We start from the raw sequence: 24,869 nt of genomic DNA, 5'->3' as shown, positions 1-24,869 counted from the left end.
TAATACACCTTCTAATAATTTATAATGTGATAATACTTTCTTGGAATGTTTTAATTGTAACTTTCTCCCGTGAGTCCTCTTTAGCTCTACCAATTAAATAAGCATGATTGTATTTTTCTAAAGTATTTATTGTCTTTTCTTTATCTTCAGCCTTTACAACTACAATAAAACCTATTCCCATGTTAAAAACACGATACATTTCTTCTATTGGGACTCCAAGCGAATTCATTGCTTGAAATATGGGTTTGGGTTCTGGAAGGGCTTCAATATCATAACTCATCCCGTTTTTAAGTCTTTTAAGATTTGTGAAACCTCCACCAGTTATATGTGCAAGCCCATGAACTTCTACATCTGTTTTTAAAAGTTCCATTATAGGTTTTACATAGATAATAGTTGGTTTAAGCAGTTCTTCCCCCACCGAAGTTTTAGGATCAGTCGGGAGTATATCATCGATATTATAACTGTTTTCTTGGAAGAAAACCTTTCTTGCTAGGCTGAGGCCGTTACTGTGAATTCCACTACTCTCAATTCCAATTAAAACATCACCATCTGCAATATTTTCGCCCGTAATTATGTTATTCACATCAACGATACCTATTCCTGTTCCAGCAAGATCAAAGTTTCTAACTATTTCAGGAAGGCTGGCAGTTTCACCACCTATCATAGCTACTTTGGCTTGATTACATCCTTCTTTAAGACCTTCTCCTATCTGTTCAGCTATTTCAGGGTCTGGTTTTTCAACAGCAAGATAGTCTACCATTGCTATTGGTTCTGCTCCAACACAGAGAATGTCATTTACAACCATTGCAATGCAATCTATTCCAACAGTGTCATATTTTTCCATCATCTCAGCCACTAATATTTTGCTTCCAACCCCGTCTGTGCTCATAGCTATGGCTCTGTCTCCTAGTTTAACAAGGGCTGCAAAGTGTCCTGAGTCTGTAATAATGTCTCTATAATTGAGGGTTTCCTTCAGTTTTGAGATTAGTGCTGATACTGTGATCTCTTCGAGACTGATGTCAACTCCGGATTCTGAATAGGTTACCATTAAATCACCAAAAAATTTTTTAAAACAACAATTGAATATTGGATATTAGATTTGACAGTTAATAAAAGTTCCATATTCCTAGAAGAGATCAAGTTTATCTAATAGGAATATTCCAATGGAAAGTAATATTTAACTAATTTGTACTATCTAGATATTTGGAATTTTGAATAAATAAAAAAAAAATTTGGATTCAAAAAATATTTAAAACCATAATTTATTGAATTCTTATGGTTTCAAGATTCATAGGGGTTTTAGTTTCTATTTTATAACTCCGGTAAATGCTTGATGCAAGATCCAATGTTTTATAGTTATCTCCATGGCAGATCATTATCTTCTCTGGTTTTGGGGATAATCTTCTAACATACTCCATAAGTTGTCTTCTGTCTGAATGCCCACTGAATCCTTCAATGGTTTTAATATGCATTTTAACATTGTAAACATTGGTTTTCCCATCTTCTTTGAGTGGTATTTCTTTCCAACCCTTCTGAAGCCTTCTTCCAAGAGATCCTTCTGCTTGGTATCCAACAAACACAAGGGAGTTTCTTTCATCTCCACAGAGCTGTTTGAAGTATTCTACAGAATTACCACCTGTTAACATACCCGAAGTTGACAAAATAATTGCAGGTTCACCCTCAACAATTTCTTGTCTTTCATTTCCACCATTAACCTTATGGAAAACTTCAGAAATGAAAGGGTTTCTTCCCATATGGAAAATCTGATCTCGCAGATCTTTGCTTAAATATTCTGGTCTTGCAGTATGGATGGCTGTTGCTTCCCAAATCATTCCATCGATATACACTGGAACTTCCTCAATTATTCCATGTCTGATATATTCGTCTAGAACTATCATGAGTTCCTGGGCTCTTCCAACTGCAAACACGGGCATAAGAACTTTCCCGCCACGTTCAAGTGTTCTGTAAATGGTTTTCACAAGTTCCTTTTCAGCATCATTACGTGTTGGTTGAACATCATCGTGCCCTCCGTATGTACTTTCCATTACCATTGATTCTATTCGTGGGAATTTGGAAACTGCTGGTTCAAGGAGCCTGCTCCTTTCATACTTAAAGTCGCCTGTGTAAACGAAGTTGTGCTGGCCATCACCTATATGCATGTGTGTTATGGCAGAACCAAGTATATGACCTGCATTGTGTAGAGTAAGTCTAATATCAGGAGCTATATCTGTTACTTCTCCATAATCTAAAGTTATTGTGTGTTTGATACTCTTTTTAACATGTTTAATATTGAATGGAAGAGGATTATCCTCCCTGTGTGCTATGTCAATATGATCGAGCTGTAAAAGGGTCATAAGATCCCTTGTTGGTGTTGTACAGTATACTGGACCTTCGTAACCATAATGATAAAGGTAGGGTAAAAATCCGGAGTGATCAAGGTGTGCATGTGAAATTATTACTGCGTCAAGATCATCTAATACGAATTCAGGTACATTAAGATATGGATATGAACTTTTATCATCCGATCCTGCTACATTTACTCCGCAATCAAGGAGAATTTTGCTGTTTGTAGTCTGTAAAAACAGAGAGGATCTTCCCACTTCCCTAAATCCTCCAAGAGCAGTTAAACGAGTCCATTCATTTTCAGAAGTTAATTCTCTGTGAATTCTGTTACCTAAGGTTTGAAGAATTTTTTTACGTTCTTTACTGTTTTTTCTCAAAGTCCTTCTAACCCTCTGGATAACTTCTGAGGTAATGGGTGGAGTTCGTAATATCTTGGGGGACCATCCGGTTTTTTTTATTATTTCTCTTGATGTTGAACCATATTTTCCTATAACAAGCCCGGGTTTCCTTGCTTCTATAATTACTTCACAGGTAACCTCATCAAAGGATATGTTAGTTATTTTTGCTTCTTCGGGTACAATCTCGTGGATCCTGTCTATTGTTTTTTCAGGTTCTGTTAGCACGGATTTATCTGATCTGATAATTATTCTCTTCCTTATATCCTTTGCTAAATCTCTTATTAGGTCCCCATTTTCTGTTATTATCTCCGGATTTTTTGTGTATATAACCACTTCCGGACCTTCAAATTCGACCTTTGCCACTTGTACTCTATTAGGTAATCTTTGTACTATTGTATTTTTAATTTCTTGAATCTCTGAACCCATAAAATCACGTCTAAAAAAATAGAAAATAATATTTGAACCATATAAGATTTGTATATGGTTCTTTAATTGTTATATAAAACTTCACTTTATTTTAGGATTAAAAAAACTAGCTCAATTCTTTGATCTTCTTTTCTACCTCTTCATCAGGCAGTATTTTAAATCCTTCTTCTTTAGTAACGGTTGCTATTTTTATACCATTACCTGAATAAGTATCTCTTTCCATAGCAGCTTTAATTGCTCTTATTACAACTTCTATTCCGTCTTCAATATCCATATCTTTGTTGTAACGGTCTTCAAGCACACCATAGGCAATTGGTGAACCAGATCCAGTTGAAATCATCAGATCTTTAATAACTCCGCCACTAGGATCTAGGGAGAACAGTGCAGGTCCTTTTTCATCCACTCCTCCTAGAAGGGTTTGGACATAGTAAGGATAAAATCTTGATGCATGCAGTATGTTCGAGGTCATGTTTGCAGCTGCCTCAACACTCATGGGGGCACCATTTCTTAGCCTGTAAAGGGCCACTTCTGCACTAATATATCCCATAAGCTTTTGAGCATCTGATACTGATCCTGCTATTGTAGCTCCAATATGATCATCAATTTTAAATATCTTGTCTGCAACTTTATGAGCAATTAAATTACCCATTGAAGCTCTTCTTTCGGTAGCAAACACAATTCCGTCTTTGCATGTTACACCAACAGTTGTAGTGCCTTTTAATCGATCTTTATCGTTCATGAAATACACCTCTAAAAAAACACGATAAATTAAAAATAGTTTTTAAAATTTTTCAAATATTAATTTCTAGCCTTATATGTAAAATTCATTCTATATAAATATTGCTTCGAACTTCAGTTTTTTCCCCCTTCAAGTCCATTCACAATATATAAATTAAAATAATTCTAATAAAATAACTTTTAAATATTAAGGCCTTTATCAAGCTTGTTTTAGTTGAAGCTACTTATAAATGTTTTCAATAAGTTCGAAATTTATAGAAAATTTATTACTATATTTATATATCAATAAGCCTTGTAATTGCAGGATAATATTATACATTTTATAATAAGGTTGTAGCAAGTTTAGAATTAATTATGGATAATTGAAAGAAAATAAAAAAAATATTGAGATCAGGTTATTAAGATTTCTAACCTGTCTTCTTCTGCCCCATTCCTGATTTCACGGGCAATTCTACGCCCCATACTCATGAACTCGCCAAATAGCAGGTAACTATATGGTGAACTATCCATGAAAGTGTTGGTTCCACCATCTATTCTGGCACTCATCTCAAATACAATTATCTCCAAATCGTCTGTGCATAGGGTCTGTAAACAGAATGGTCCGCTCATCCCGGGAGCAACTAGCTTTTTAGCACCCTCTACCAAATTATCTCCAATATCAAATACTTGAGCGAGCAAAGATTCTCTCATAACAACAGGATGATTACCGGTTATAACATAGGATGGGTCCATTGAAACATCCAATTGATCTTTAGCTGGAATTCTGCACAAACCATCAATATTTGATTCGTAACGACTGTCCATACCCATAACTTCAACTTCATTATTTAGTGCAGAGTAAAAGTAATGTATACAGTAGCTGCATCCAGATACATATTCCTCTATGTGAGCATTTTTAATGTCTTCTTCTTCAATCCAATTTCTTTTAAGCATTGAATCGATTTTCTGATTGTATTATTCTGTTGAAGAAGCAACGAAATATCCTCTTCCCCCACGTGCCCCTGGAAACTTAACCATAACTGTTCTGTCTATTTGAGATGGATCATCATACTTCATAGGGATCCTGATATCAGATTCTAACATCAGTTTACGTTCAAGATCTCTTTCAGATTCCCATCGTAATATATCTCTGTTCCCAAACATAGGTACTTTAAAATCATTTTCTATTCTGTCTAGACCTGCGTATGCAACAAAAGAACCATGAGGAACCACAATGCTGTTCATTGCTCTTAGTTTCTCCTGAACATCATCGTTCACTATGTCACTGAATTTATCAACTATGATGTATTCGTCTGCTACTTTGAATCTTTTGTATGGAACTTCACGTCCCTTTTCACAGACCACTGCGGTCTTGAAACCTTCTTCTTTGGCCCCTTTTAATATGTGAAGGGAAGTGTGACTGCCTAATGTTGCGATTGTTATGTTTTCTTTATCATAACCCTTTAAGATATCAAGAATTTCCTGTCGGTTTACTTTTCCAATAGAATCTCTCCTTAGATCAAGTGATTAATTTTTTATTTGTATTAGTTGAATATGGTTGGTAGGTTGGAGTAATTATCTTTTTTGTCTTGATCAATAATTTAAAATTTTATAATAATTTCTGGTTTTTCAAGATTATAATTACCGAAAGGCTATTTAAACATGTAGAAGTAGGTAGTGTTATGAAAGGTAAGGTTATTGGAGACATCCTTGTAATAAAAGAAGATATAGAAAATCCTGAAAGTCTTCTTAAAACTCCGGGTGTTAAGAGAATAGTTAAATTAGGACGTATAAATGGTTTAAAAAGAGAACCTGAAGTTGAATTAGTTCTTGGTGAGGGAACTGTAACTACACATCGGGAAAATAAGTGTCAGTTTAAACTAGATGTTTCAAAAATCATGTGGTCAAAGGGTAACACAACAGAAAGGAAGAGAATGTCCACTATTGTCCAAAACGGAGAAACTGTTGTTGATATGTTTGCAGGAATTGGTTACTTCTCAATACCAATTGCTGTTCATTCAAAACCTGCAAAAATATACTCCATTGAAATAAATCCAGTTTCATACGGTTATCTATGTGAAAATGTGAAAATAAATCGAGTTGATAAAATTGTAGAACCAATATTTGGAGATTGTAGAATAACTGCCCCTCGGGGGGTTGCTGATCGTGTTTTAATGGGTTACATTGGTAATACAAATGAGTATCTTGATGTTGCAATGGATGTGCTAAAAAAGGGTGGAATAATCCATTATCATGAATCGGTTCCTGACAAATTGAAATTCATAAGGCCAGTAGAACGTATTCAAGAAGCAGCAATAAATGCAGATAGAGAAGTTATTGAAATTATCAACAAGAGGATCATTAAACCCTATTCGCCAGGTGTTTATCATGTTGTTGTAGATGCAAAAATAGAATAAATAATTGAACATTTCTAAATAATTTATATCTTTTCAAAATACTTTTAACTCTGTCAAAACTTTAAAAACATTTGCTTCTAGGTGAAATTGATAATCTGAACAAACTTTAAGATCAAATTTAGAAAAATAATTTGATGAATCAAAAATATGTTTATTTTATTTTTTCAAGTATTCTTTGGTCTAAAAATTCCTCTGTTATAAATTTAGGGTATATAGGAAGTCTTTCTTGAAGTTTGAAGCCAAGTTCTTTGGTTATTATTTTAAGCTCTTCAATTTCGGGCCATGGTGCCTCAGGGTTTACATAATCTGGTGTTAAAGGTGAAATACCTCCCCAGTCATCTGAACCAGCCATTAAAAATATTTGTGAATGATTGATGTTTAAATTTGGTGGAACTTGTACACTTACATCAGGAAACATTAACTTTGTAATAGAAACCATTTTTATCATTTCAACTATGGACGGTTCTCTATAACCTTCCATGGGTATTCCTGGTTTTGATTTGAAGTTTTGAATTATTATCTCCTGAATATGGCCATATTTATCCTGAATTTTCCTTAACTCAAGTAAAGATTCAATTCTCTCCAAATTTGATTCTCCAATACCAATCAAAAGGCCAGTTGTAAATGGAATTTTCAATTTTCCCGCATTTTTAATCGTATCCATCCTCAATTCTGGCTTTTTGCCAGGACTTTTTTCATGTGCAATAGTTTGCATTATTCTACTGCTACTTGTTTCAAGCATCAAACCCATGGATGCATTAACTTCTCTTAAAAGTTTAAGTTCATTTTTTTTAAGTATTCCTGGATTGCTGTGTGGTAAAAGTCGGGTATTATCAAGGGTTTCGTTGCAAAGAAAATATAGATATTCCAAAATATTTTCAAAGCCCAAACCATTTAATGCGGACATAACAATGTCTGTTTCATCAGGATGTTCTCCAAACGTGAACAGAGCTTCTTTACAGTTGAATGAATCTCCCTTTTTGATAACATTCATGACTTCGTCTGGTTTCATGAGTATTTTTGCTTCATCAGAATATGGGTCCTTTCTAAAAGTGCAGTATCCACATTCATTTCTACATATGTCTGTAATGGGTAAAAAAACATTCTTAGAATATGTTATAATATTATTAGCCCTTAGAGAATTAGTTTCAGACATTAGTGATAATATTTCAGGAGTATTTGCATCTAAAATAGAAACCAAATCATTTTTTGATATATAATCCATATTTTCACTTATTTTTATCTAATAAAATAAATGGGTAAGATTCATAGCATTATGCTTCTGAATTTGATACCACTAATTCAACAAAAAGAGGACCAATACCACTTTTATCCTTCCAAATAACTAAAAATACAGCTATTTGTCCAATAGTACCAAGAGCATATTCTGTGTGACAGTTCATGGCTTCAAAGGATTCTTTGAGGCGGTATATCCCATATACATCCGTTTCTCCAGGAATTTCTACTGTTGCCCTTATATTTTCGTCCATTATTCCTATTATGTCAGTTGCTGATTCAGAGAACATATCCATTCTCGTTGCTCCAACACCTTTCAAAACATCTGAAACTATGGTTGAAAGTTCCAAGGGATCTAATTTTTTCTTGGACATACCTCTAACTATAAGAATCTGTGGGGTGTCAATGGCAGGTTTTGATCCATGGAATGCCTCAAGTTCGTTCATAATTTTTCCTGCAATTTCATGTGTGGGCATCAATGTTATTTTCCTCCATTGCCATTTATTTCTCTTTTTAATTCACCCATTGTAGCAACTTTTTCGGCAAAGGCATTATGTCGGTGTATACTTTCTTCATTTATTTGTCTAACAGTTACTAATGCATCATCGGGCAGATCTGAATATTCTTTAACAATTTTTTGGATCATATTTCTTACACAGTCCTCAACAAACATCGGATTTTTGTGTGCATGTACAACAACGGCATTTTCATCGCTTCTTTTAAGGAGTTCGCAAACAGGTGAGCTCATTGAGTCTTCTATTATTCTTATCAAGTCCTCAGCTCGAATTACCTGGTTTTCCGGAACTTCCATCATTATCATACCGCGTCCTCTTTGGTTATGTGATGCAAATGAAACTGTGTTCAAGACCTTCTGCGTTGTTTCTTCATCTAAAAATTTTAAAAGGTCCACTTTTGCAGATTCTTTGGTTGATTCTTGAGCACATGGGCACACTGTCATTCCAACAACCTCAGCACCAATCATTTTCCTTATAACAATTCCATCATCATTCCGGATTCCGATGGCATCTGCCATGATATTGGTCATCTCTTGAGTTTTGATTTGTGTTACAGGTGATTTTTTCATGATCATATAATCACTTTTCATACTAACTTCAACTCTTTTGGCATATTTATGCTTCTTCAAGAGACAGCTAGCTATTCTGGCACACAAAGATTCTATTTCCACTGTTGATCCTTCAAGAGCCTGTTCAAGAACCTCGCTTATGGCTTCGGGATTTCTTGACATGTGGATTCCCCTTTGAGTACTTGGGAGATCAACAAAAGCATTGAAGGTGGGTAAGAGGACAATTGGTCGCTTTTCGTCTCTTTCAATTTTTAATAGTTTTTTTACTCCTTTAACTCCAACCCTAGTAAGGTGTACTGGAATGGTTGGTATATTATCTTGGGTATCTGGAAAACATTTATCCACTTTATTCACCCCTATCTTTCGTAATATCCGAATTAATGAATAATTTAATAATTTTTATTTTATCAAATGATCAAACCATTAATAAATAGGATTTATCTCAACTATATTAACCTTTTTTAATTTGCAGTTTTAATTGAATATCATTGAAAATATTTATGAAACTATTGTAATGAATTCTTCGATACTAATATCCTTTAAATTATCTTTGATTACCAAACGTGTATTATAAAGTTCCTTGGCACGTTTTCCTAAAATTTGACCAGGTTTATCATTTTCTACGATGACTATGATATCTTTCAAACCGAATTGTTCCATTTTTCGATTGATATCATTTTTTACGTGTATTATTTTTTTATTTATAGGATCTAATGCTGTTTCAGGTATTTTGGGATTTAAAATTTTCATATCTTCGGGATCAAGCGGCACACCTGCAACAATGATCCTCTGCGGATCAACACCAAATTTAGCAATAGTTTTTTTTAAACTAGTTTTTGTTGTTAAAATCAATAAATCGTTATAATATTTATTTAAATCTATTTCAACAGCCTGTTTTTCTATAACGCCAAAATCGGACAGTATTTTATCCATTCCATTCCGTGCTTCGATGATCTTATCCACAAATATCTCGGCATTTGTTTGATCAAGTTTATGATGTGGTCTGCTTGTGTATATGAACTCCTCTGCTTCGAATAGTTTGTTAATAATATTTTCAAATTGATCTACGTTAATAAAACCTTCTTTAGGATTTTTTAACCTTTCTTCATTTGTTTTTGATTTAGCTGCATCCTTAAGAAGGTTTTGAGCTTGTTCAAGTCTGAATTTCTCCAATAAAATCACCTCAAAAATCATAAAATGATGAAAAAATATCTTGAATATTGTGAAATATTTTTTTAGTTTCATTTGAAACTTTTATTTCGTTTCCTATTTTGTGAATTTCTTCTTCATAAGTTAATTCATTTCTCAATACATTTATCATTTTCATATTACATCTTGAAAGTACAGAAAGATTGTAACCGCCCTCTAAAATCAATACAAGTTGATTTGTAATATTCATAATCTTTGATGTTATCCAAGGATAAAATTCATCATCAAGATTTATCCTTGATAATGGATCATCTTTATGGGCATCAAAACCAACTTCAAGGAATTGAAATTCTGCATCAAAATCATTGAAAACAGGTTCCAAAATTCGTTCTAATATGTACATATAATCTTGATTTGAAGATCCCGGAGGCATGGGAATGTTCATGTTACATCCCTCCCCCTCATCCACTCCAATTTCTTCGATAAAACCTGATCCTGGAAATAAAGTACTTGGATCTTGATGTATTGATATATATAAGACATTAGGGTCATTTAAATACATTTCAGCTGTCCCGTTACCATAGTGGACATCGAAATCAAAAATTATAAATTTTTTTATTTTATTATACTTTTTAAGATGTTCAATTGCAATTGCAATATTATTAAATAAACAGAACCCCATTGCATTTTCTCTGGTTGCATGATGTCCCGGAGGTCTTGCAAGTGAATATGCACTATTATAACCATTTAAAACCAATTTTGAAGCGGTAATGGCGCCACCTGCTGCGAGTTTAGCTATTTTATAGCTATCTTTTGATACAACAGTATCTGGATCCAGGTAACCACCACCGGAATCACAGAAAGATTTTAGATATTTAACATAGGATTCTGAATGTACTTTCAAAATATCTTTAAGTGAAGCAGTTTCAGGTCTAAAAACATCAATTTTGTTTCTAGATTTAAGAATGTGTTTGTTAGTGGGGATATGATTTAATATACCTTCTTTTTCTAGGGTATTTATTATAACTCGTAGTCTTTCCTTGTTCTCAGGATGGATTCCTGTTTCATGTTTTTCATAATCTTGGGAATGAACTAGTGCCATCATTCAGCTCTCTCCTAATTCATAAATTCTATGGGAGTTTTTTTTGGAAAAAAAATTTAGATTCAAATTATATATTATTAAATAGTTTTAAATTTCTAGTTAATATTTTTTTACAAGGATTGCTAAAATGGGAAACTAGAAGAAATTATTAAAAAAAAGAAAATAAATTATTTGAGTTATCTGAACTTTTTAAAATTGAATCTCATGTTCATATATTCAAATTTAGAGCATCTTACTGGAGCCTAGATCTTCTTTAAGAATATTTAGCACGGTTTGTGTGTATGTTCTTTGAACATCGGGTTCTTTTAAAAGATTTTTTACAAATTCATCTAGCTCAGAAGTATCCTTAAATCTTGCAACAATAATTGCATCGAATTCTCCTGTAACATCGTACATACATAATACGTTTTTGTGATAAGATGTTTTATCTTCCCAATTTCTTAGAACTCCACCTTTAACACGGACGCCTATGATGGTAGTGAAGTTATATCCGAGTTTACTGTGGTCAATTACGGGTGCAAACTTTTTAATAACTCCTGAATTCATCAGTTTTTCAATTCTGTTGTGAACTGTACCTATTGAAATGTCTAGTTTGCGAGATATTTTTCTGTAAGACATTCTTCCATCTTCGTTAAAGAGGTTTAGTATCTTTTTATCTGTTTCATCAATTTTAACTGATTGTACTTTTTCGCCATTGTTTTTCATACATTTCACCATTAACTGAACAATGTTTGTATATTATTCTATTATTCTATAAATAATTATACATTATTCACAATTTACTATAACAATTTAAATATAAGTTTAACGCAAATAGAATAATTGATTCTATTAAAACCGTTAAACAAGGAAATTTTAAGTTTAAGATATGGTACGCTTTTTAAAAGGTATTATAAGTGATAAAGAAGCAATTCACACAACGAAGGTTTAAATAGATCCCTTTATTAGAGAAAGTTAATAAGTTCGATGAGATTTTCATACCATGAATAGCTCTATTGATTGAAAGAGCTAGTTAAGAGTTGTGAATTGAGTATTCTGTTGAATAAAAATATTTTAGATCACTTAATCATCTGTTCATTTCCTACAAAGAACATGGATAAGATCGACTATTTAAGATTTATTATTATGTTGTGAGTAAAGTCATAAAAATTAAAATTAATCTACATATTTTTTAATCTTTTAATCCAAGATCACAGTTTTTCAAGATGAGTTATAGCATATTTTTCAAAATCATCTGACATGTTTAATGGTCTCAATTTAATAAGGAGTTTTAAACCACTGCTCGCGATATTATTACTTTTATTCAATTATTGCTTACCAAACAAGTTAAATGGAAATTATAGATGATCTCAAATGTAAAAAAATTCAATGCAAAAAATAATCTAAATGATATTTTAAAAAATAAAAAAGGATAAAAAAATTTGATTTATGCTGTGTATTCTTCTCCAAATGCAGATGAGTACAACCATGCAATTGCCCGTGCATAAAACAGATAAGAATATGGATAAACAATGAATATAATAATTATCCATCCGAGTATTGGGATTATGCCTAAAATACTTGTAATAAATCCAATAGCAATACCAATGAGAATAATAACAATATACCAAATTATCAGATCAACCCATCCAATTAAAGATATTGTTGAAAATATTTCACCAAATCTAAAGGCAGCACTCAATTCACCATTATAATAAGCAAGGTTCCCAATTGCCACCGCCATAATAGGATAAATTATCAGAGCATAAATTCCAGCAACAACAAGACCAACAAGTGCTGTTCCCCCAAAAAGACTAACAACCATTTCCGGCGTGATTGTATTTCCACTCATTTGTGTAACATAGGTTAGAGACCATATTGAAGACCACAAAGAAATAATTGAGAATACTCCAATAATTATTGCAGGCAAAGAATAGATCAGATAAACTAAAAACAGCTTAATTCCATCAATAAACATTTCTCCCCACTCATCAAAGGAGGGTAACTCTTCAACTCCGGCTAAAGAAGCTTTTATTACTCTAAATATGTAACCCATAGCAAGAAATAGTGGAATAATAAAAAAACTTATTATAAATAATACGCCTAAAATAACAACTTTAATCCAGTCCGAAGAGGGATACCTCAATGAATCCGATATAACATCCCCTATATCCATAATTATTCACCCCAAATAATTTTTAAGAACTCATTATTACGGTATCTTGGCAGATGTTTCTAATATATTTTTTTTGATCAATGATTTTAAATCATAAAATTTATAAGAATTCCTAATTTGGTTAAAATGTAGATATGCAAGTTTAATTAACAAATAAATTATTTTCATTCTTAAAATAAGAGAATTCCAAAAAAAAATAAAAAAGAAGATTGATTTTTTTATTCTAGCGGTTCTGGTTCTGTTGGAGTTTCTGGTACTTCAATTACAGCTTCTGTGAATAACAATGCTACAGCCCGGGATCCGAACATTGAAATGAAAGCAAAAGCCAATGGCAATGTTATTACAAGACCAACAACAATTAATAATATTCCCACAATTATAGCAATGAAGTAGATTACAAAGCTTAATAAAGCCACTATTATGTAAATAGCTAAATATTTACCCCAACCAATCCGGGAAATGTAATCTAATATTTCACTGAAACGGAAAGCTGCTCCTAAATCTCCGTCATAATATGCCATATTTGCTATACCAATGATAGCTATTAGTCCAACAATTAGTCCAATGATAACATATATTATGTTCCCAATAATTAATGCCCAAAACATTCCAGCAGAAATACTGGTTGATGTTGTAGCAGATGCCGGTCCAAAAATTAAACTTACTATTAATCCTATTATTATCACAGGAATAGCATAAACAATACCAACAACAAATATCTTAAGTCCATCAATAAACATATCACCAATTGCATCGAATTCGGGTAATTCGTCAATTCCAGCTATTGTAGCTTTTATTATTCTAAACATATACCCGTATGCTAAGAAAATTGGTAGAATTAAAACAGATATTAAAAATATAACTCCCAAAATAAGTACCTTTGTCCAATCAGATGTCGGATACTTAATTGAGTCTGATATTATTTCTCCGATATTCATTTTTTAACCTCCATTAATTTGGCAAATGCCATTAATTTATTATGTTAATTATTCCATATAAATCATTTGAATTAAAAAATAACGTGAATTAATGGTTGACACATATAAATGCAATGCGCCATTTATTTAATTTTTTATCTAAGGAAATTCTAACTTAAAATAACTGAATACTTAAAACTCAAAAAATCAGGAAAAATTTAATATCTTAAAAAAATATTGATTATATTTAAATTTGATCGGTTGGCTGTGCTTGTTTTAAATTAACTATAATATTCTTAAGCTCAGTAATATTTGCATCTGTTTTTAAGGATGTAGGGCTGAAATGGGTTCTTGAAACAAAAAATCCTTCCTTTTTAAGCAGATTCATAATATCTATAAGGGGAGGTGCACTTGTTTTTAAATTTTTACAAACCTTATGAATTTCAAAGTGAGTTACAGGGGCGTTTGATTCTTCAAAACATGTATCCAAAAGTTTAATAACGTTGTTTTCTTTGTTTAATACTAATTCATTAACAGTATCCCTCATTGATGACACAAAATCTTGATTATACATTTCCCCACACCACAAAGGTCCGCCAACATTAAAAATACCACCACATATAGGACACTTTCCAGGAATAACTGGAGACAATCCCTTGAACACAATCCTGTTTAAACAGTTTTTACAGTGAGCAATGTATCCTAACGATTTAAGTGATTCATCTGTATTTGCAGCACCTTTTCCAATTACAGCGTATATCCTCATGTAGTGTTCTGTGCTGTGAGAGAATTTAACTTCAATATATTTCTTATATTTGGCAAAGGTTCTGGCAATAAAACCTGCAAGTATTCTTAAGCCATTTTCATGACAATATTCTGTTTTTAATGGTACCGCCCCGTATTTACGGATGCAGGGTTCTGTGTAAGTTCCGCAAAGGGCTGAAGTATCTGTTGCAGTTATGCAGATCATTCCTCCTGATCTTAGACTTGCAGCAGCAGATTCAACATAGTAAGATGGTGTTCCAAAGGGGTCTATGTCTATTACAACAAATTTCCCCTTACATTTCCTGAGGATCATATTGGCATCTTCCATGCAAACCGACACTTGATGTAGTTCATTAAGTTTGGTATTTTCTTTTGCCAATTCAACTGCAAGGGGGTTCAAATCATTTATAACGGCTTTTTCTACGCCATCAATTTCTTTAGCATACCTTATACCCCTTATACCTGTTCCTCCGAAAACATCGCAAACTGAAATATCATGATCAACGGATTCTTTGAAAACAGATATGGCGACTACTGAAAGGTCCCTATTAAGCTCCATGGCAGGATTATAGAATACTGGTGCTTTTGCTGTAATTTTTTCAAATTCTGGAACTTTGATTGTAACTTTGCCTTCATGAATTGTTTTGTTGTCCATTTTTCCCGCCTTTAAAAGATATTGTTAATGATAATCAATTAATTAATCATCGAATAATAAAATGTTTGGTATGAAATACTGGTTTATATAAAAATTTATTAATACCAATTAATAGTTATTAATAACTTTATTGAAGGAGAGTAAATAAATGTCTAAAATAAGTTTTCTTGATAACGCAGTCCAAGGTAAAAATACAATGGGCAGTTACATTTTAACCATAGGTATAACCTTTATTGGGGGAATTTTTGCTTCTATCAGCTTATTGATTTTGATTGTGGTATTATATTTTTTAAGTATAGGCTCAGCTAGATATGATACTCAAATGAATATCTTAAATGATCCATTCATGATGCTTATTTTAATTGGTATTAGTTACGGAATATTCTCCTTACTTTTCTATCTCTGTGTACGTTTCGTACATAAAAAACATTTTATAAGTCTTATTAATACGGGAAAGAATATAAAATGGAGGAGAATTATTAAAGGTGCAGGTTTATGGGTGGGGATAATGGGTTTTTTCACTATACTATCTTTTATCTATCAGGGTGGCAGTTTATCTTTCAAATTTGATTTTTGGCCTTTTATTATTCTTTTATTTCTAAGTATTTTGATATTTCCACTCCAAGCATCGTTTGAGGAGATATTTTTTAGAGGATACCTAATGCAGGCTATTGGGTTGATTACAAAGAAACCAGTGATACCTCTAATAATAACCACTTTAATATTCGGCTTAATCCACTTTAACAATGGAACAGACTTTACAATGAGCATTTCAATTGTAATATCCGCACTGATAATAGGATTGATGCTAGGAATAATTGTTCTAGGTGAAAATGGTCTGGAAACTGCTATGGGTGTGCATATTGCAAATAATATATATGTTGCATTAATTTTAAACTCTTCAAATTCTGGTCTTGATGGATTACCTTCATTAATTACAGCACAATCAACTGATCCATTATCTTCAATACCTTTACTAATTCTAATGGTTGGTATAATGATAATAATACTTTTCTGGAATAAAAAAGAGAATTTGTATAGAATATTTCAGTAAACAAATTTATTAATAATCTGAAAATACTGAGATAACAGTATTTATATGAACTAATATAAATAAATCAATAATTGATTTAATACATTAATTTCTTTTAATGATCCAACAAAAATAAAAATTCAATATCAAGGAATATGGATATTGATCTATATTAAATGAAATTGAAGGACTTTGCTTGGATTTCTGGATGTTTTAATTTAGGTGATACTAGAATGATACCAATTGCTAAACCAATTATAACCGATGATGAAATAGATGAAGTAGTAAAAGTATTAAGATCGGGATTCATTGCACAGGGTCCTAAAGTAGCAGAATTTGAAGAAAAATTTGCAGAATATCTGGGAGTAAAGTATGCTGTTGCAGTTAGTTCTGGAACAACTGCATTACATCTTGCACTTCTTGCTGCAGGTATTGGTCCGAATGATGAAGTAATAACAACCCCATTCACCTTTGCTGCAACAGGAAATTCTGTGTTACATGTGGGTGCAAAACCTGTTTTTATTGATATTGACAATAGAACTTATAATTTAAACCCAGAAAACATAGAAAATGCAATAACAGATAAAACTAAAGCTGTGATGCCTGTTCATCTCTATGGACAACCTGCAGAAATGGATACTATTAAACAAATTGCAGAAGAACATGATCTAATTGTTATTGAAGACGCAGCACAAGCCCATGGTGCTGTTTACAAAGGGAAAAAAGCAGGTTCTCTTGGAGATATGGGATGTTTCAGTTTTTATCCCACTAAAAATATGACAACCAGTGAAGGCGGAATCATAACTACAGAAAATGAAGAGATGGCTGAAAAAGCACGCGTATTAAGGTCACATGGTGAAAGTGAACGCTACACTCATGTTGTGTTAGGATATAACTTCAGAATGACCGATATTGCTGCTGCAATAGGAATTGTCCAACTTAAAAAGCTCGATAAGTTTAATGAGAAGAGAATAGCGAATGCAAAATACCTAACAGAACGAATTGATAAAATAAATGGTATTACTGCCCCATTTGTATCTGCTGATGTGAAACATGTCTACCATCAGTACACTATTAGAGTTGGAAAATCCAGAAGAAATGAATTAATGGAATTCTTAAATAGTAGAGGTATTGGAACAGGAATACATTATCCTAAGCCAATTTATAAACAGAAATTATATAAAGAACTTGGTTTCAGTGCATCATGTCCAGAAGCGGAGGCAGCATCATCAGAAGTTCTTTCCCTACCAGTTCACCCATCACTAGAAAAAAATGATTTGGAAAAAATAGTTTCTGTGCTCAATGAAGCATCAAAGCAACTTAACTTATTTTAATTATTATTCCAATCTTTTTTTCAAAATTTTTTATTACCAATTGTTTTAACTGAGTTTTTGAGTTACTGATGTAATTTTATCTTTAATTGTCTTATTTACATCTCGTCGTTCATCTATTTTTATGCTTGTTGCAACCCTCTCGGCGCCGGCATTAAATACCGCTTCATGAGCTGCATTTATGGCAACGAATATTTTATCCAAATTGTCTGACTCAATTAAAGTTCCCATACCTGTTAATTCATATTTTATGTCATTACTATCTAGAGCCGTAACAGCAGCAGCAATATACTCACTCAGACTGGTTCCATGGGTTCCAATTGGAATAATTGTAAGTTCAGCAGTTATCATACTCTTATTTATGTTCATGTTTCAATATATTTTTTATGAAATCACTTGATCCATTGGAGTTCAATCAGTATATAGTGAATCAAGCAAGGGAAGTTATAATAGATTATAATTTAATCAAACCAAAAGATAAGGTTGCAGTTGGACTTTCTGGAGGGAAGGATAGTGTTTTAACATTATATCTTCTAGCAGATTTAGTCGATGAATTAGACTTTGAACTGGTAGCAGTTTCTATTGATGAAGGAATTTCAGGATATCGGGGTGAAGGAATAAATGTTGCTAGGATTATCGCTTCAAAACTCGATGTTGAACTGGTAGAAGGATCATTCAAGAAAGAATTTGGATATACATTGGATGAAATAACGGATCTGTATCAAAGTGCATGCATACCTTGCGGAGTGTTCCGTCGGTATCTTTTAAATAAAATTTCAAATGAATTAGGGGCAGATAAGCTTGCAACAGGACACAATCTTGATGATGAGATTCAATCTTTCTTAATGAGTTTTTCAAAGGCCGATTTCAGGAGATTCTCCAAATTTGGCCCTAAACTGGATAGGATACATCCAAAACTCGTACCTAGAATAAAACCTCTATGGAAAATTCCAGAGAAGGATGTTGGGATATGGGCGGTGATGAATGGAATAGATGTTCACTTTGCAGAGTGTCCCTATTCTAATACTTCTTTAAGAGCAAAAGTAAAGAATTATCTAAACCAGTTAGAAAGTGAAAGACATGGAACCAAAATATCCATACTTAAGTCCTTTTCTAAAACCTTTAACTTCCAAAAAAAGGAAATAATCGTTGGACAATGCAAACAATGTGGTGAAGCGTCCTCCCTAAATATATGTAAGGCATGTGAGATGGTTGAAGATATTAAAAATCGCCTAAAATAATTTTAAATTTAAAACTATCAATCATAGGATAGACATATAAATAATATATATTTTTGTTATTGGATGATACGAGTTACAGTACCTACACCTTTACTTCTACCCTCTCGAAATATCAGTTTTTGACCCTCCCTAATACAGCAGGGGCGGTATTTAAATTTCATTTTGATCTTTCCAGTATCACCAGCGGACATATATTCATTATCAATAGGTTCAAATGTCATTGTTTCGGCAATTGTTTCTATATGAGCTATACATTCATAACCGCTTTTAATGGTTGTTGGATGGATTAATATTGCGACATCTGCTTCAAATTCTCTTACAGATATTGTGGGATATTCTGTACTGCATAGGATCATTCCACGTTTAATATCACTCACATCTAGGCCTGTAATTGATATTCCAACAACTTCTCCGGTTTCTGCAACATCTTTCTTATAGTGATGCATTTCCATGGATTTGGATGCGGTTTCAATATATTCTCCTGTTCCAGTTGGTCCGATGAGAAGTTTATCACCCTTTTTAACTTTACCCTGTCTAATTGTGCCACTGACAACAGTCCCTACGCCCTTAACAGAATAAATTTTATCAATATACATCATAAATGGCTTTTGAAGTTCCTTTCTATTTGAAGGTATTTTAAGTTTTAAAAAGAGTCTATCAAAAAGATCCAATCCTTCCCCTGTTACAGGAGAGACTCTGACAACGGGAACTATATGTTGGTTCATGTTTTTTGATACAAAATCTGCATCTTGAATGGATTTTACCATGAAAGGAATTCTTCCAACCAATTTTAAGAGTTCAAATATTTTCTGCTGAATTTCAACTGCTTTTTCAGAGGTTACAACATCCACCTTGGTCATAGCAACTATAACTGGTAGTTCCATTGCAAGTATTATTCCCAAATGTTCTTTAGTAATGTGAGTAGGACCTTGGTCTGCAGCAATTGTAAGAAGGCCGTAACTGAGCTTTTGACCCATTATGCCTCTTATTGTTGTACGTAACCATGGTTCGTGCCCAACAGTATCAACAAATGATACAACCTTGTCACATTCTTCAACTAATTTGGATTTTTCATTTTTTTTCAAAGGATTTTTAAGCCTTACTGGCTGAGATTTACTGAATCCATAAACAGCAAATGAAAGATCTGCAGACAATCCTCGTTCTATCTCATGTTTCTGAACATCTAGAAATATTCTTGTTCTTCCTGATCCATTGTCAAGGGATCCTGTAGTCAATGTACCTACTAGAGTACTTTTACCATGGTCTACATGGCCTGCAACACCAACAAGAATATGATCTTTTTTATTTTTTTGAGATTTTGCTATCCTGACCTTGGCAACACTTCCATTGTTAGCTGGATGTTTTTCGAGTTCTAAAATTTCAGCACCAACTTCGTGTGCTATACTTTCCAATACAAAAATAGATTCTTCATATTCTGGTTCTGGAAGTCCGATTAAATGGCCTTCATCATGAACTCCAATAAAATAAATGGCTTCACCACATCCTACTTCCATCCTATACTTCATTTGGGATGCGAGATGTTGTTTCCTATCCTTTTTTAGATGGTAATCAATGGTGAGATTTTCTTTAAATTCTATATTGTCCCTTTCGCCATCTTTTGTAATATCGTAGATATTATCTGTCATGATGATCCAGTTCTTGAATTTTAAATAAACTTTTAACGCTTATTGGGAATTTTATCTGCAGTTGTGAAGAAAGCTTCACCATATTTCTCTTCCTGCAATTTTCTGACCATATCTGAGGCTTGACCAATGTCTTCCACCTTTGCAATGATCCTTCTTTCTTTAACCTTAAGGTTTTTACCACAAACACATTTTTTAGTAGCAACTTTCTCCTTGGAATATACTGCTCGTCCACAATCACATCTATAAACTAAGTACATTGCTCACCATCATATTATATTTTTAAAACTTAATTAATTCATTTCCTGTTCGTGTATATAATATTCTTACTATTCTATCTTCATTATTTTGAGAATTTATATTAATATATTGAAGTTGATTTGAAATTAAATTTAAAATCCAAATATTTTGTAGAATAGTGGAAATATCACGTTGGGTATTGTTAGGAATAATCCAATTGAAGCCCCAATATTGGTGCCAACTACAACTAAAAGTACCCTGAATAGATTGTTACCCCATAATTCCCGAATACTCTCTGTTTTGGTTATGTTTACTGCATCATCCATGGATATATTTCTCACCTTCGCTTCTACTATTCCTGAAAACCAACCTGCTGCAAGAAGAGGGTGAATGGTTGTTAATGGGGCAACTATAAATGCTGTTATGGCAGAATACACCTTTGAACCAGATAATATACAACCTAAGAATGAAAAACTGCCTGTTATCAGTATAAAGTTTAATAGGCTGGTTTGAATATTTATGCCTTTAATCAGAGCTAATGCAAATATTAAAACAAAAATAACTGGTATTGAGAATAATATGAGTTTTCCAACAGGTACTCTGGATTTATTGATGGTTATAAGTTCTTCAATTGGAGGAATTTTTCCTGGATGTTCCATGTACTCTGTGATCCCCTTTTTATGTCCTGCTCCAACAACCACAACAACATTTTCACCCTCTACATTTTGAAGCATGTTTGCCATATAAGCATCTCTTTCTGATACAAGCACACTATAGGCTTTAGGAGACATTTCCTTAAAATATTCCATTACTTCGGTTAGAGTGTCACCGTCTTTAATACTTTCAACATCTTCTATTTCATCTTTACTGAAAAATGATGTTATTATTCCAAATACAAATTTCGCCTTCTCAATAAAGCTCATTTTGTTAAGTGCTCTTTTCAACGTCACACTGATATCTCGATCAATTAGGGCTACTTTAGCTCCAATTTCTTCTGCTGTTTCAATGGCGGCGATCATTTCAGAACCTGGTTTAACACCTAAATCGTCCCCAATCTTTCTCTGCATATAAGATAGGAACATACTTACTAGAAAAATACTTAATTTATCTCCTTTAATAATATCTCTAATATTTACATCTGGTTTTTCTTGTCCATTTTTTTCTGCCATCATATTCTGGTAGCGGTTCATATCCAGTTCAACAGCTACAACATCGGGTTGATTAATTATTATGGCTTCCTTAACTTCGTCTATACTTTCTTTTGATACATGAGCAGTACCAATTATTTTTATATTTTCTGGTGCCATTATGATCATCACATTTAGCTTAAATTTAGTTTTGAATATTTATTGTTCAATAAAATTATGTTAAAAATTTATATTTAGAAATAACATTCGTCAAATTAAATAATGTTCAGAAATATTATTTAATTAGGTTTATTCTTCCGTTTTCATATACTGGAACTGTGTCATATATATTTCGTTTGAGACAAAATTCAACATCATTGGTAAGCCCTAATTCACCAAGTCTACGGGCTGACCTTGAGGTTTTAATGGCATTTTGAACCATATATGCATCTCGGGATGCCATATAAGCTGCAAGTGCCTTTTCATCAAGTTTTTGGTCAGTTAAATAGGATATTATTTCTCCTGCTCCCAGAAAATCTTCTATTGCAAAATTACCTTCCACACCGGCCATTACAACTTCTATATGGTTTTCTGCAAGATTCAAAGCAGTTTGTGCTACCGATTTTGCATTTACAAATGAACCAATCAATGCCTTTGATTGCATTCCATCCATTATTCGAGTTCCATTGCTGGTAGTAATAACTAGAACATCTCCAGCAAATTTAGAAATTTCTATGGGGGAGTTTCCTGTATCAAACCCTTTAATTGCTGCTCCTCTTCTTTCACCAGCCAAAACAGCATCATTTTTTTTAGCAAAATTTTCAGCTTCTTCAATAGTCTTTACTGGTATAATAGTTCCAAAATTTTCCATTGCAACCGTTATTGTTGTGCTTGCCCTTAGAACATCTACCATAATTGCAACATCTTTAGAATATGATTTATCCAAGCTCAGTGATACTTTCATTATTACCTCAAAAATAGAATTAGAGAAAAAAAATTAAAATTTAAATCTCCGTGAATCTATTCAACCTTCTCAGCAAAGGCAAAACGTCTTCTTACCGATGTTATTTTGACCTTAACTTCGTCACCAACTTTAGTATCTGGTACAAACACGACAAAACCCTCAACACGGGTTATGCCATCTCCTTCTTTACCTACATCTTCAATTTTTATGTCGTATTCTTCCCCTTCCTGAATGGGGGCTGTTTTTGGGCTTTGATCCATTTTGAACAATATATCCACTTCCTTCAAACCAACTAAAATGGTTATAGTGTTATTTTATTTGTTTAATTTATTATATAAATCTTTTTAGAATATGGTGAATCATGATTTTAAGAATCTACAGGGTTTATATTTGGTATTCAAATTTTTATAACATTAGATTCAAGGAGGTATTAAATCGTATTAAATATAATTATATACTGTTAATGAACTATAATGAGGTTAAGATGAAGATAGTAGCAACACCCATGTGTAAGGATGTTATGAGACTTGCAGGTGTCAAAAAATTTCACGTAAGTTCAGACCCAGATTCTACAGATGCAGAGATAGCTGTAGTTTTATCAGAGACAAATACGGTTATGAAATCTGTAAAACTAAAATTAAACACCTTTTTACAGATTAAAGAGAGTGTTGAAATGCTTCGTGATATGTTTGGAATCATTGAAGTTGAAAATATTTCTTTTAAAGTTAATATTAAAAGTAGTAAATCAGAAAATCGAAAAATAAAAGTTAGAGTGTACTCAAATTTTCTTAGGGATATTGTTGATGATCTGGGGTTTTCTGTTGTATCAGAGGATCAAAATTACGATTATCTTGTTTACCCCGATTATGTTAGGGATAAATTATCAGATGAAATTGTAACTATGGGTGATTATGTGGTTGAAGTGCCTACCCACAAAAATGCACCTAAAAACCCTGTTAAAAGAGCTGAAATGCGATATAAACTTCTGGAGAAAAAAATATGTATGAAACCTTGACTTATACTGGTGGAATTCACAAGCATGATGAAATGATCGAGCTTATTGAAGATCTTGGAGGTTTCGTTTTACAGGAAAATATTAGTCAGATGGATTTAGTCCTAACTTTAGCTGTACCCATTGAAGATGTTGAAAAGATCAAAGAAAAGGCTAAAGAACTTCTTGGAACAGTAAAAATAGCACCAATGGCAGGTACAGAAATAGCAATTGTTTCTCCAACTTTAGCACGTCAACATCTCCCCCATTCTGCATGTGATATATCTGAATATCTTAGAAGGTATGGTGCAAAGGACAATATGATTGGACTTTCAAGAGGTGCTGGCAAAGGGATATCAAGAATATCCGAGGATGAAAAAAAACTTATAGAGGAGCATGATTTGGCAGTATTTGCACTTGGAAGTTTCAAAGAATGTATAACACATAAAACTCATTTATTTGAAGATATTGAAACACCTGTAGTTGTGACTGGAGCGCCTGAAATAGATTTGGAAGATATTCCTGGAGCAGATGCATATGTAGGGGGCCTTGGAAGAATTCCACGCAGGCTCAAGAGGGGTGAAAATATAAGGGCCCTTAAAAAACTTGTAGAAGTTATCGAAGAAATTCTAGACGGACGAAGAAGAGAAATAATGGATGATCCGCCAATTGTACCTTCTGTGCTTGTTAAAAGGGAAATTGAAAACCAGATACCTGCCATTAAAGAAGTGTACTCTCCGCTTCCTGTTGTGAGTCAACTAATGGGAGTAAGGGTTAAACTCAATTACGATGACTACCATAAAGAAATCGAAGATGTAATTGTTAGTGATTACCGTCTTGGAGATATATCTGAGATTGTAAAGTCTAAAATGTACGATTATACCCTTGTAAAACTTCTTTCTGAAACATCAATAATTTGATCTTAAAAGAGGAGA

Annotated in this window: 24 protein-coding genes and 1 pseudogene; 6 read left to right on the top strand and 19 right to left on the bottom strand. The window is 32.9% G+C overall.

Annotated elements, in window-relative coordinates; translation table 11 throughout:
- Positions 1–19: 19 nt before the first annotated feature.
- The 4 genes and pseudogenes from purM to DL91_RS10740 form a co-directional block, all read right to left on the bottom strand.
- Positions 20–1,048 carry a phosphoribosylformylglycinamidine cyclo-ligase gene (gene purM / locus DL91_RS10755; RefSeq protein ID WP_048191671.1) on the bottom strand — a complete coding sequence of 343 codons (1,029 nt, stop codon included), beginning with the start codon at positions 1,046–1,048 and terminating at the stop codon, positions 20–22.
- Between the two features lie 214 nt (positions 1,049–1,262).
- Complete coding sequence (locus tag DL91_RS10750) at positions 1,263–3,167, bottom strand: beta-CASP ribonuclease aCPSF1 (protein ID WP_048191669.1); 1,905 nt, start codon at positions 3,165–3,167, stop codon at positions 1,263–1,265.
- A gap of 106 nt (positions 3,168–3,273) precedes the next feature.
- A complete protein-coding gene (psmB, locus tag DL91_RS10745; protein ID WP_048191667.1) occupies positions 3,274–3,906 on the bottom strand; it encodes an archaeal proteasome endopeptidase complex subunit beta in 633 nt (210 codons plus the stop codon).
- Positions 3,907–4,295: 389 nt separating this feature from the next.
- Positions 4,296–5,387 (bottom strand): annotated as a pseudogene (locus tag DL91_RS10740) (formate--phosphoribosylaminoimidazolecarboxamide ligase).
- A gap of 179 nt (positions 5,388–5,566) precedes the next feature.
- On the opposite strand from DL91_RS10740, the gene DL91_RS10735 reads away from it, so the two are divergent.
- Positions 5,567–6,301 (top strand): class I SAM-dependent methyltransferase family protein, encoded by a 735-nt coding sequence (locus DL91_RS10735; protein ID WP_048191666.1) that lies wholly within the window; start codon positions 5,567–5,569, stop codon positions 6,299–6,301.
- A gap of 151 nt (positions 6,302–6,452) precedes the next feature.
- Here the strand turns inward: DL91_RS10735 and cofG are convergent, their stop codons facing one another.
- From cofG to DL91_RS10690, 9 genes are all read right to left on the bottom strand, one after another.
- Positions 6,453–7,526, bottom strand: a complete 1,074-nt coding sequence (gene cofG, locus DL91_RS10730; RefSeq protein WP_048191665.1) for a 7,8-didemethyl-8-hydroxy-5-deazariboflavin synthase CofG — start codon at positions 7,524–7,526, stop codon at positions 6,453–6,455.
- A gap of 49 nt (positions 7,527–7,575) precedes the next feature.
- Complete coding sequence (locus DL91_RS10725; protein ID WP_048192735.1) at positions 7,576–8,013, bottom strand: DUF2120 domain-containing protein; 438 nt, start codon at positions 8,011–8,013, stop codon at positions 7,576–7,578.
- Positions 8,014–8,018: 5 nt separating this feature from the next.
- The gene (gene mptA / locus DL91_RS10720) at positions 8,019–8,966 is read right to left on the bottom strand and encodes a GTP cyclohydrolase MptA (RefSeq protein ID WP_048191664.1); all 948 of its coding nucleotides are present in this window, start codon (positions 8,964–8,966) and stop codon (positions 8,019–8,021) included.
- Between the two features lie 153 nt (positions 8,967–9,119).
- Positions 9,120–9,803, bottom strand: a complete 684-nt coding sequence (locus tag DL91_RS10715; protein ID WP_231551502.1) for a DUF2100 domain-containing protein — start codon at positions 9,801–9,803, stop codon at positions 9,120–9,122.
- Position 9,804: 1 nt separating this feature from the next.
- On the bottom strand, positions 9,805–10,875 hold the full coding sequence (locus DL91_RS10710; protein ID WP_048191662.1) for a histone deacetylase: 1,071 nt from the start codon (positions 10,873–10,875) through the stop codon (positions 9,805–9,807).
- A 219-nt stretch (positions 10,876–11,094) separates the two neighbouring features.
- Positions 11,095–11,577 (bottom strand): Lrp/AsnC family transcriptional regulator, encoded by a 483-nt coding sequence (locus DL91_RS10705; RefSeq protein WP_048191660.1) that lies wholly within the window; start codon positions 11,575–11,577, stop codon positions 11,095–11,097.
- A 721-nt stretch (positions 11,578–12,298) separates the two neighbouring features.
- Positions 12,299–13,027, bottom strand: coding sequence for a DUF4013 domain-containing protein (locus DL91_RS10700; protein ID WP_048191657.1), 729 nt, complete (start codon positions 13,025–13,027; stop codon positions 12,299–12,301).
- Positions 13,028–13,245: 218 nt separating this feature from the next.
- Positions 13,246–13,965 (bottom strand): DUF4013 domain-containing protein, encoded by a 720-nt coding sequence (locus tag DL91_RS10695; RefSeq protein ID WP_048191655.1) that lies wholly within the window; start codon positions 13,963–13,965, stop codon positions 13,246–13,248.
- Positions 13,966–14,191: 226 nt separating this feature from the next.
- On the bottom strand, positions 14,192–15,364 hold the full coding sequence (locus tag DL91_RS10690) for a tRNA (guanine(10)-N(2))-dimethyltransferase (protein ID WP_048191653.1): 1,173 nt from the start codon (positions 15,362–15,364) through the stop codon (positions 14,192–14,194).
- A gap of 148 nt (positions 15,365–15,512) precedes the next feature.
- Here DL91_RS10690 and DL91_RS10685 point away from each other — a divergent pair, with 148 nt between their 5' ends.
- On the top strand, positions 15,513–16,418 hold the full coding sequence (locus tag DL91_RS10685) for a CPBP family intramembrane glutamic endopeptidase (RefSeq protein ID WP_048191651.1): 906 nt from the start codon (positions 15,513–15,515) through the stop codon (positions 16,416–16,418).
- Positions 16,419–16,630: 212 nt separating this feature from the next.
- Positions 16,631–17,731, top strand: coding sequence for a DegT/DnrJ/EryC1/StrS aminotransferase family protein (locus DL91_RS10680; RefSeq protein ID WP_048191648.1), 1,101 nt, complete (start codon positions 16,631–16,633; stop codon positions 17,729–17,731).
- Positions 17,732–17,776: 45 nt separating this feature from the next.
- Here DL91_RS10680 and DL91_RS10675 read toward each other — a convergent pair whose 3' ends face one another.
- Positions 17,777–18,097, bottom strand: coding sequence for an MTH1187 family thiamine-binding protein (locus tag DL91_RS10675; protein ID WP_369792056.1), 321 nt, complete (start codon positions 18,095–18,097; stop codon positions 17,777–17,779).
- Positions 18,098–18,114: 17 nt separating this feature from the next.
- Between DL91_RS10675 and DL91_RS10670 the strand changes: the two genes are divergently transcribed.
- The gene (locus DL91_RS10670; RefSeq protein WP_048191646.1) at positions 18,115–18,969 is read left to right on the top strand and encodes a TIGR00269 family protein; all 855 of its coding nucleotides are present in this window, start codon (positions 18,115–18,117) and stop codon (positions 18,967–18,969) included.
- A gap of 56 nt (positions 18,970–19,025) precedes the next feature.
- On the opposite strand, the gene DL91_RS10665 is transcribed toward DL91_RS10670, so the two are convergent.
- The 5 genes from DL91_RS10665 to DL91_RS10645 form a co-directional block, all read right to left on the bottom strand.
- Positions 19,026–20,615 (bottom strand): GTPBP1 family GTP-binding protein, encoded by a 1,590-nt coding sequence (locus DL91_RS10665; RefSeq protein ID WP_048191645.1) that lies wholly within the window; start codon positions 20,613–20,615, stop codon positions 19,026–19,028.
- Positions 20,616–20,647: 32 nt separating this feature from the next.
- The gene (locus DL91_RS10660; protein ID WP_048191644.1) at positions 20,648–20,872 is read right to left on the bottom strand and encodes a DUF1922 domain-containing protein; all 225 of its coding nucleotides are present in this window, start codon (positions 20,870–20,872) and stop codon (positions 20,648–20,650) included.
- 132 nt (positions 20,873–21,004) lie between these two features.
- On the bottom strand, positions 21,005–22,168 hold the full coding sequence (locus tag DL91_RS10655; RefSeq protein ID WP_048191642.1) for a TraB/GumN family protein: 1,164 nt from the start codon (positions 22,166–22,168) through the stop codon (positions 21,005–21,007).
- Positions 22,169–22,274: 106 nt separating this feature from the next.
- Entirely contained in the window at positions 22,275–22,943 is a 669-nt protein-coding gene (gene comB, locus DL91_RS10650; RefSeq protein WP_048191641.1) for a 2-phosphosulfolactate phosphatase, read from the bottom strand.
- 56 nt (positions 22,944–22,999) lie between these two features.
- Positions 23,000–23,203: a TRAM domain-containing protein gene (locus DL91_RS10645; protein WP_048192731.1), complete on the bottom strand. Its 204-nt coding sequence runs from the start codon at positions 23,201–23,203 to the stop codon at positions 23,000–23,002.
- A gap of 224 nt (positions 23,204–23,427) precedes the next feature.
- On the opposite strand from DL91_RS10645, the gene DL91_RS10640 reads away from it, so the two are divergent.
- Positions 23,428–23,958, top strand: a complete 531-nt coding sequence (locus tag DL91_RS10640) for a hypothetical protein (protein WP_048192730.1) — start codon at positions 23,428–23,430, stop codon at positions 23,956–23,958.
- A complete protein-coding gene (locus tag DL91_RS10635; RefSeq protein WP_048191640.1) occupies positions 23,943–24,854 on the top strand; it encodes a methanogenesis marker 7 protein in 912 nt (303 codons plus the stop codon). Before DL91_RS10640 ends, DL91_RS10635 begins: the two co-directional genes overlap by 16 nt.
- Positions 24,855–24,869 lie beyond the last annotated feature (15 nt).

The organism is Methanobacterium sp. SMA-27, from assembly GCF_000744455.1.
Lineage (GTDB): Archaea > Methanobacteriota > Methanobacteria > Methanobacteriales > Methanobacteriaceae > Methanobacterium_B.
This window is presented reverse-complemented; position numbering and strand designations above follow the sequence as displayed.

What these genes read in the sequence shown, in the direction of transcription:
- purM (WP_048191671.1), bottom strand. Translation starts at nt 1,048, where the DNA reads ATGGTAACCTATTCAGAATCCGGAGTTGACATCAGTCTCGAAGAGATC.
- DL91_RS10750 (WP_048191669.1), bottom strand. Translation starts at nt 3,167, where the DNA reads ATGGGTTCAGAGATTCAAGAAATTAAAAATACAATAGTACAAAGATTA.
- psmB (WP_048191667.1), bottom strand. Translation starts at nt 3,906, where the DNA reads ATGAACGATAAAGATCGATTAAAAGGCACTACAACTGTTGGTGTAACA.
- DL91_RS10735 (WP_048191666.1), top strand. Translation starts at nt 5,567, where the DNA reads ATGAAAGGTAAGGTTATTGGAGACATCCTTGTAATAAAAGAAGATATA.
- cofG (WP_048191665.1), bottom strand. Translation starts at nt 7,526, where the DNA reads ATGGATTATATATCAAAAAATGATTTGGTTTCTATTTTAGATGCAAAT.
- DL91_RS10725 (WP_048192735.1), bottom strand. Translation starts at nt 8,013, where the DNA reads ATGCCCACACATGAAATTGCAGGAAAAATTATGAACGAACTTGAGGCA.
- DL91_RS10710 (WP_048191662.1), bottom strand. Translation starts at nt 10,875, where the DNA reads ATGATGGCACTAGTTCATTCCCAAGATTATGAAAAACATGAAACAGGA.
- DL91_RS10705 (WP_048191660.1), bottom strand. Translation starts at nt 11,577, where the DNA reads ATGAAAAACAATGGCGAAAAAGTACAATCAGTTAAAATTGATGAAACA.
- DL91_RS10700 (WP_048191657.1), bottom strand. Translation starts at nt 13,027, where the DNA reads ATGGATATAGGGGATGTTATATCGGATTCATTGAGGTATCCCTCTTCG.
- DL91_RS10695 (WP_048191655.1), bottom strand. Translation starts at nt 13,965, where the DNA reads ATGAATATCGGAGAAATAATATCAGACTCAATTAAGTATCCGACATCT.
- DL91_RS10690 (WP_048191653.1), bottom strand. Translation starts at nt 15,364, where the DNA reads ATGGACAACAAAACAATTCATGAAGGCAAAGTTACAATCAAAGTTCCA.
- DL91_RS10685 (WP_048191651.1), top strand. Translation starts at nt 15,513, where the DNA reads ATGTCTAAAATAAGTTTTCTTGATAACGCAGTCCAAGGTAAAAATACA.
- DL91_RS10680 (WP_048191648.1), top strand. Translation starts at nt 16,631, where the DNA reads ATGATACCAATTGCTAAACCAATTATAACCGATGATGAAATAGATGAA.
- DL91_RS10675 (WP_369792056.1), bottom strand. Translation starts at nt 18,097, where the DNA reads ATGAACATAAATAAGAGTATGATAACTGCTGAACTTACAATTATTCCA.
- DL91_RS10670 (WP_048191646.1), top strand. Translation starts at nt 18,115, where the DNA reads ATGAAATCACTTGATCCATTGGAGTTCAATCAGTATATAGTGAATCAA.
- DL91_RS10665 (WP_048191645.1), bottom strand. Translation starts at nt 20,615, where the DNA reads ATGACAGATAATATCTACGATATTACAAAAGATGGCGAAAGGGACAAT.
- DL91_RS10660 (WP_048191644.1), bottom strand. Translation starts at nt 20,872, where the DNA reads ATGTACTTAGTTTATAGATGTGATTGTGGACGAGCAGTATATTCCAAG.
- DL91_RS10655 (WP_048191642.1), bottom strand. Translation starts at nt 22,168, where the DNA reads ATGATCATAATGGCACCAGAAAATATAAAAATAATTGGTACTGCTCAT.
- comB (WP_048191641.1), bottom strand. Translation starts at nt 22,943, where the DNA reads ATGAAAGTATCACTGAGCTTGGATAAATCATATTCTAAAGATGTTGCA.
- DL91_RS10645 (WP_048192731.1), bottom strand. Translation starts at nt 23,203, where the DNA reads ATGGATCAAAGCCCAAAAACAGCCCCCATTCAGGAAGGGGAAGAATAC.
- DL91_RS10640 (WP_048192730.1), top strand. Translation starts at nt 23,428, where the DNA reads ATGAAGATAGTAGCAACACCCATGTGTAAGGATGTTATGAGACTTGCA.
- DL91_RS10635 (WP_048191640.1), top strand. Translation starts at nt 23,943, where the DNA reads ATGTATGAAACCTTGACTTATACTGGTGGAATTCACAAGCATGATGAA.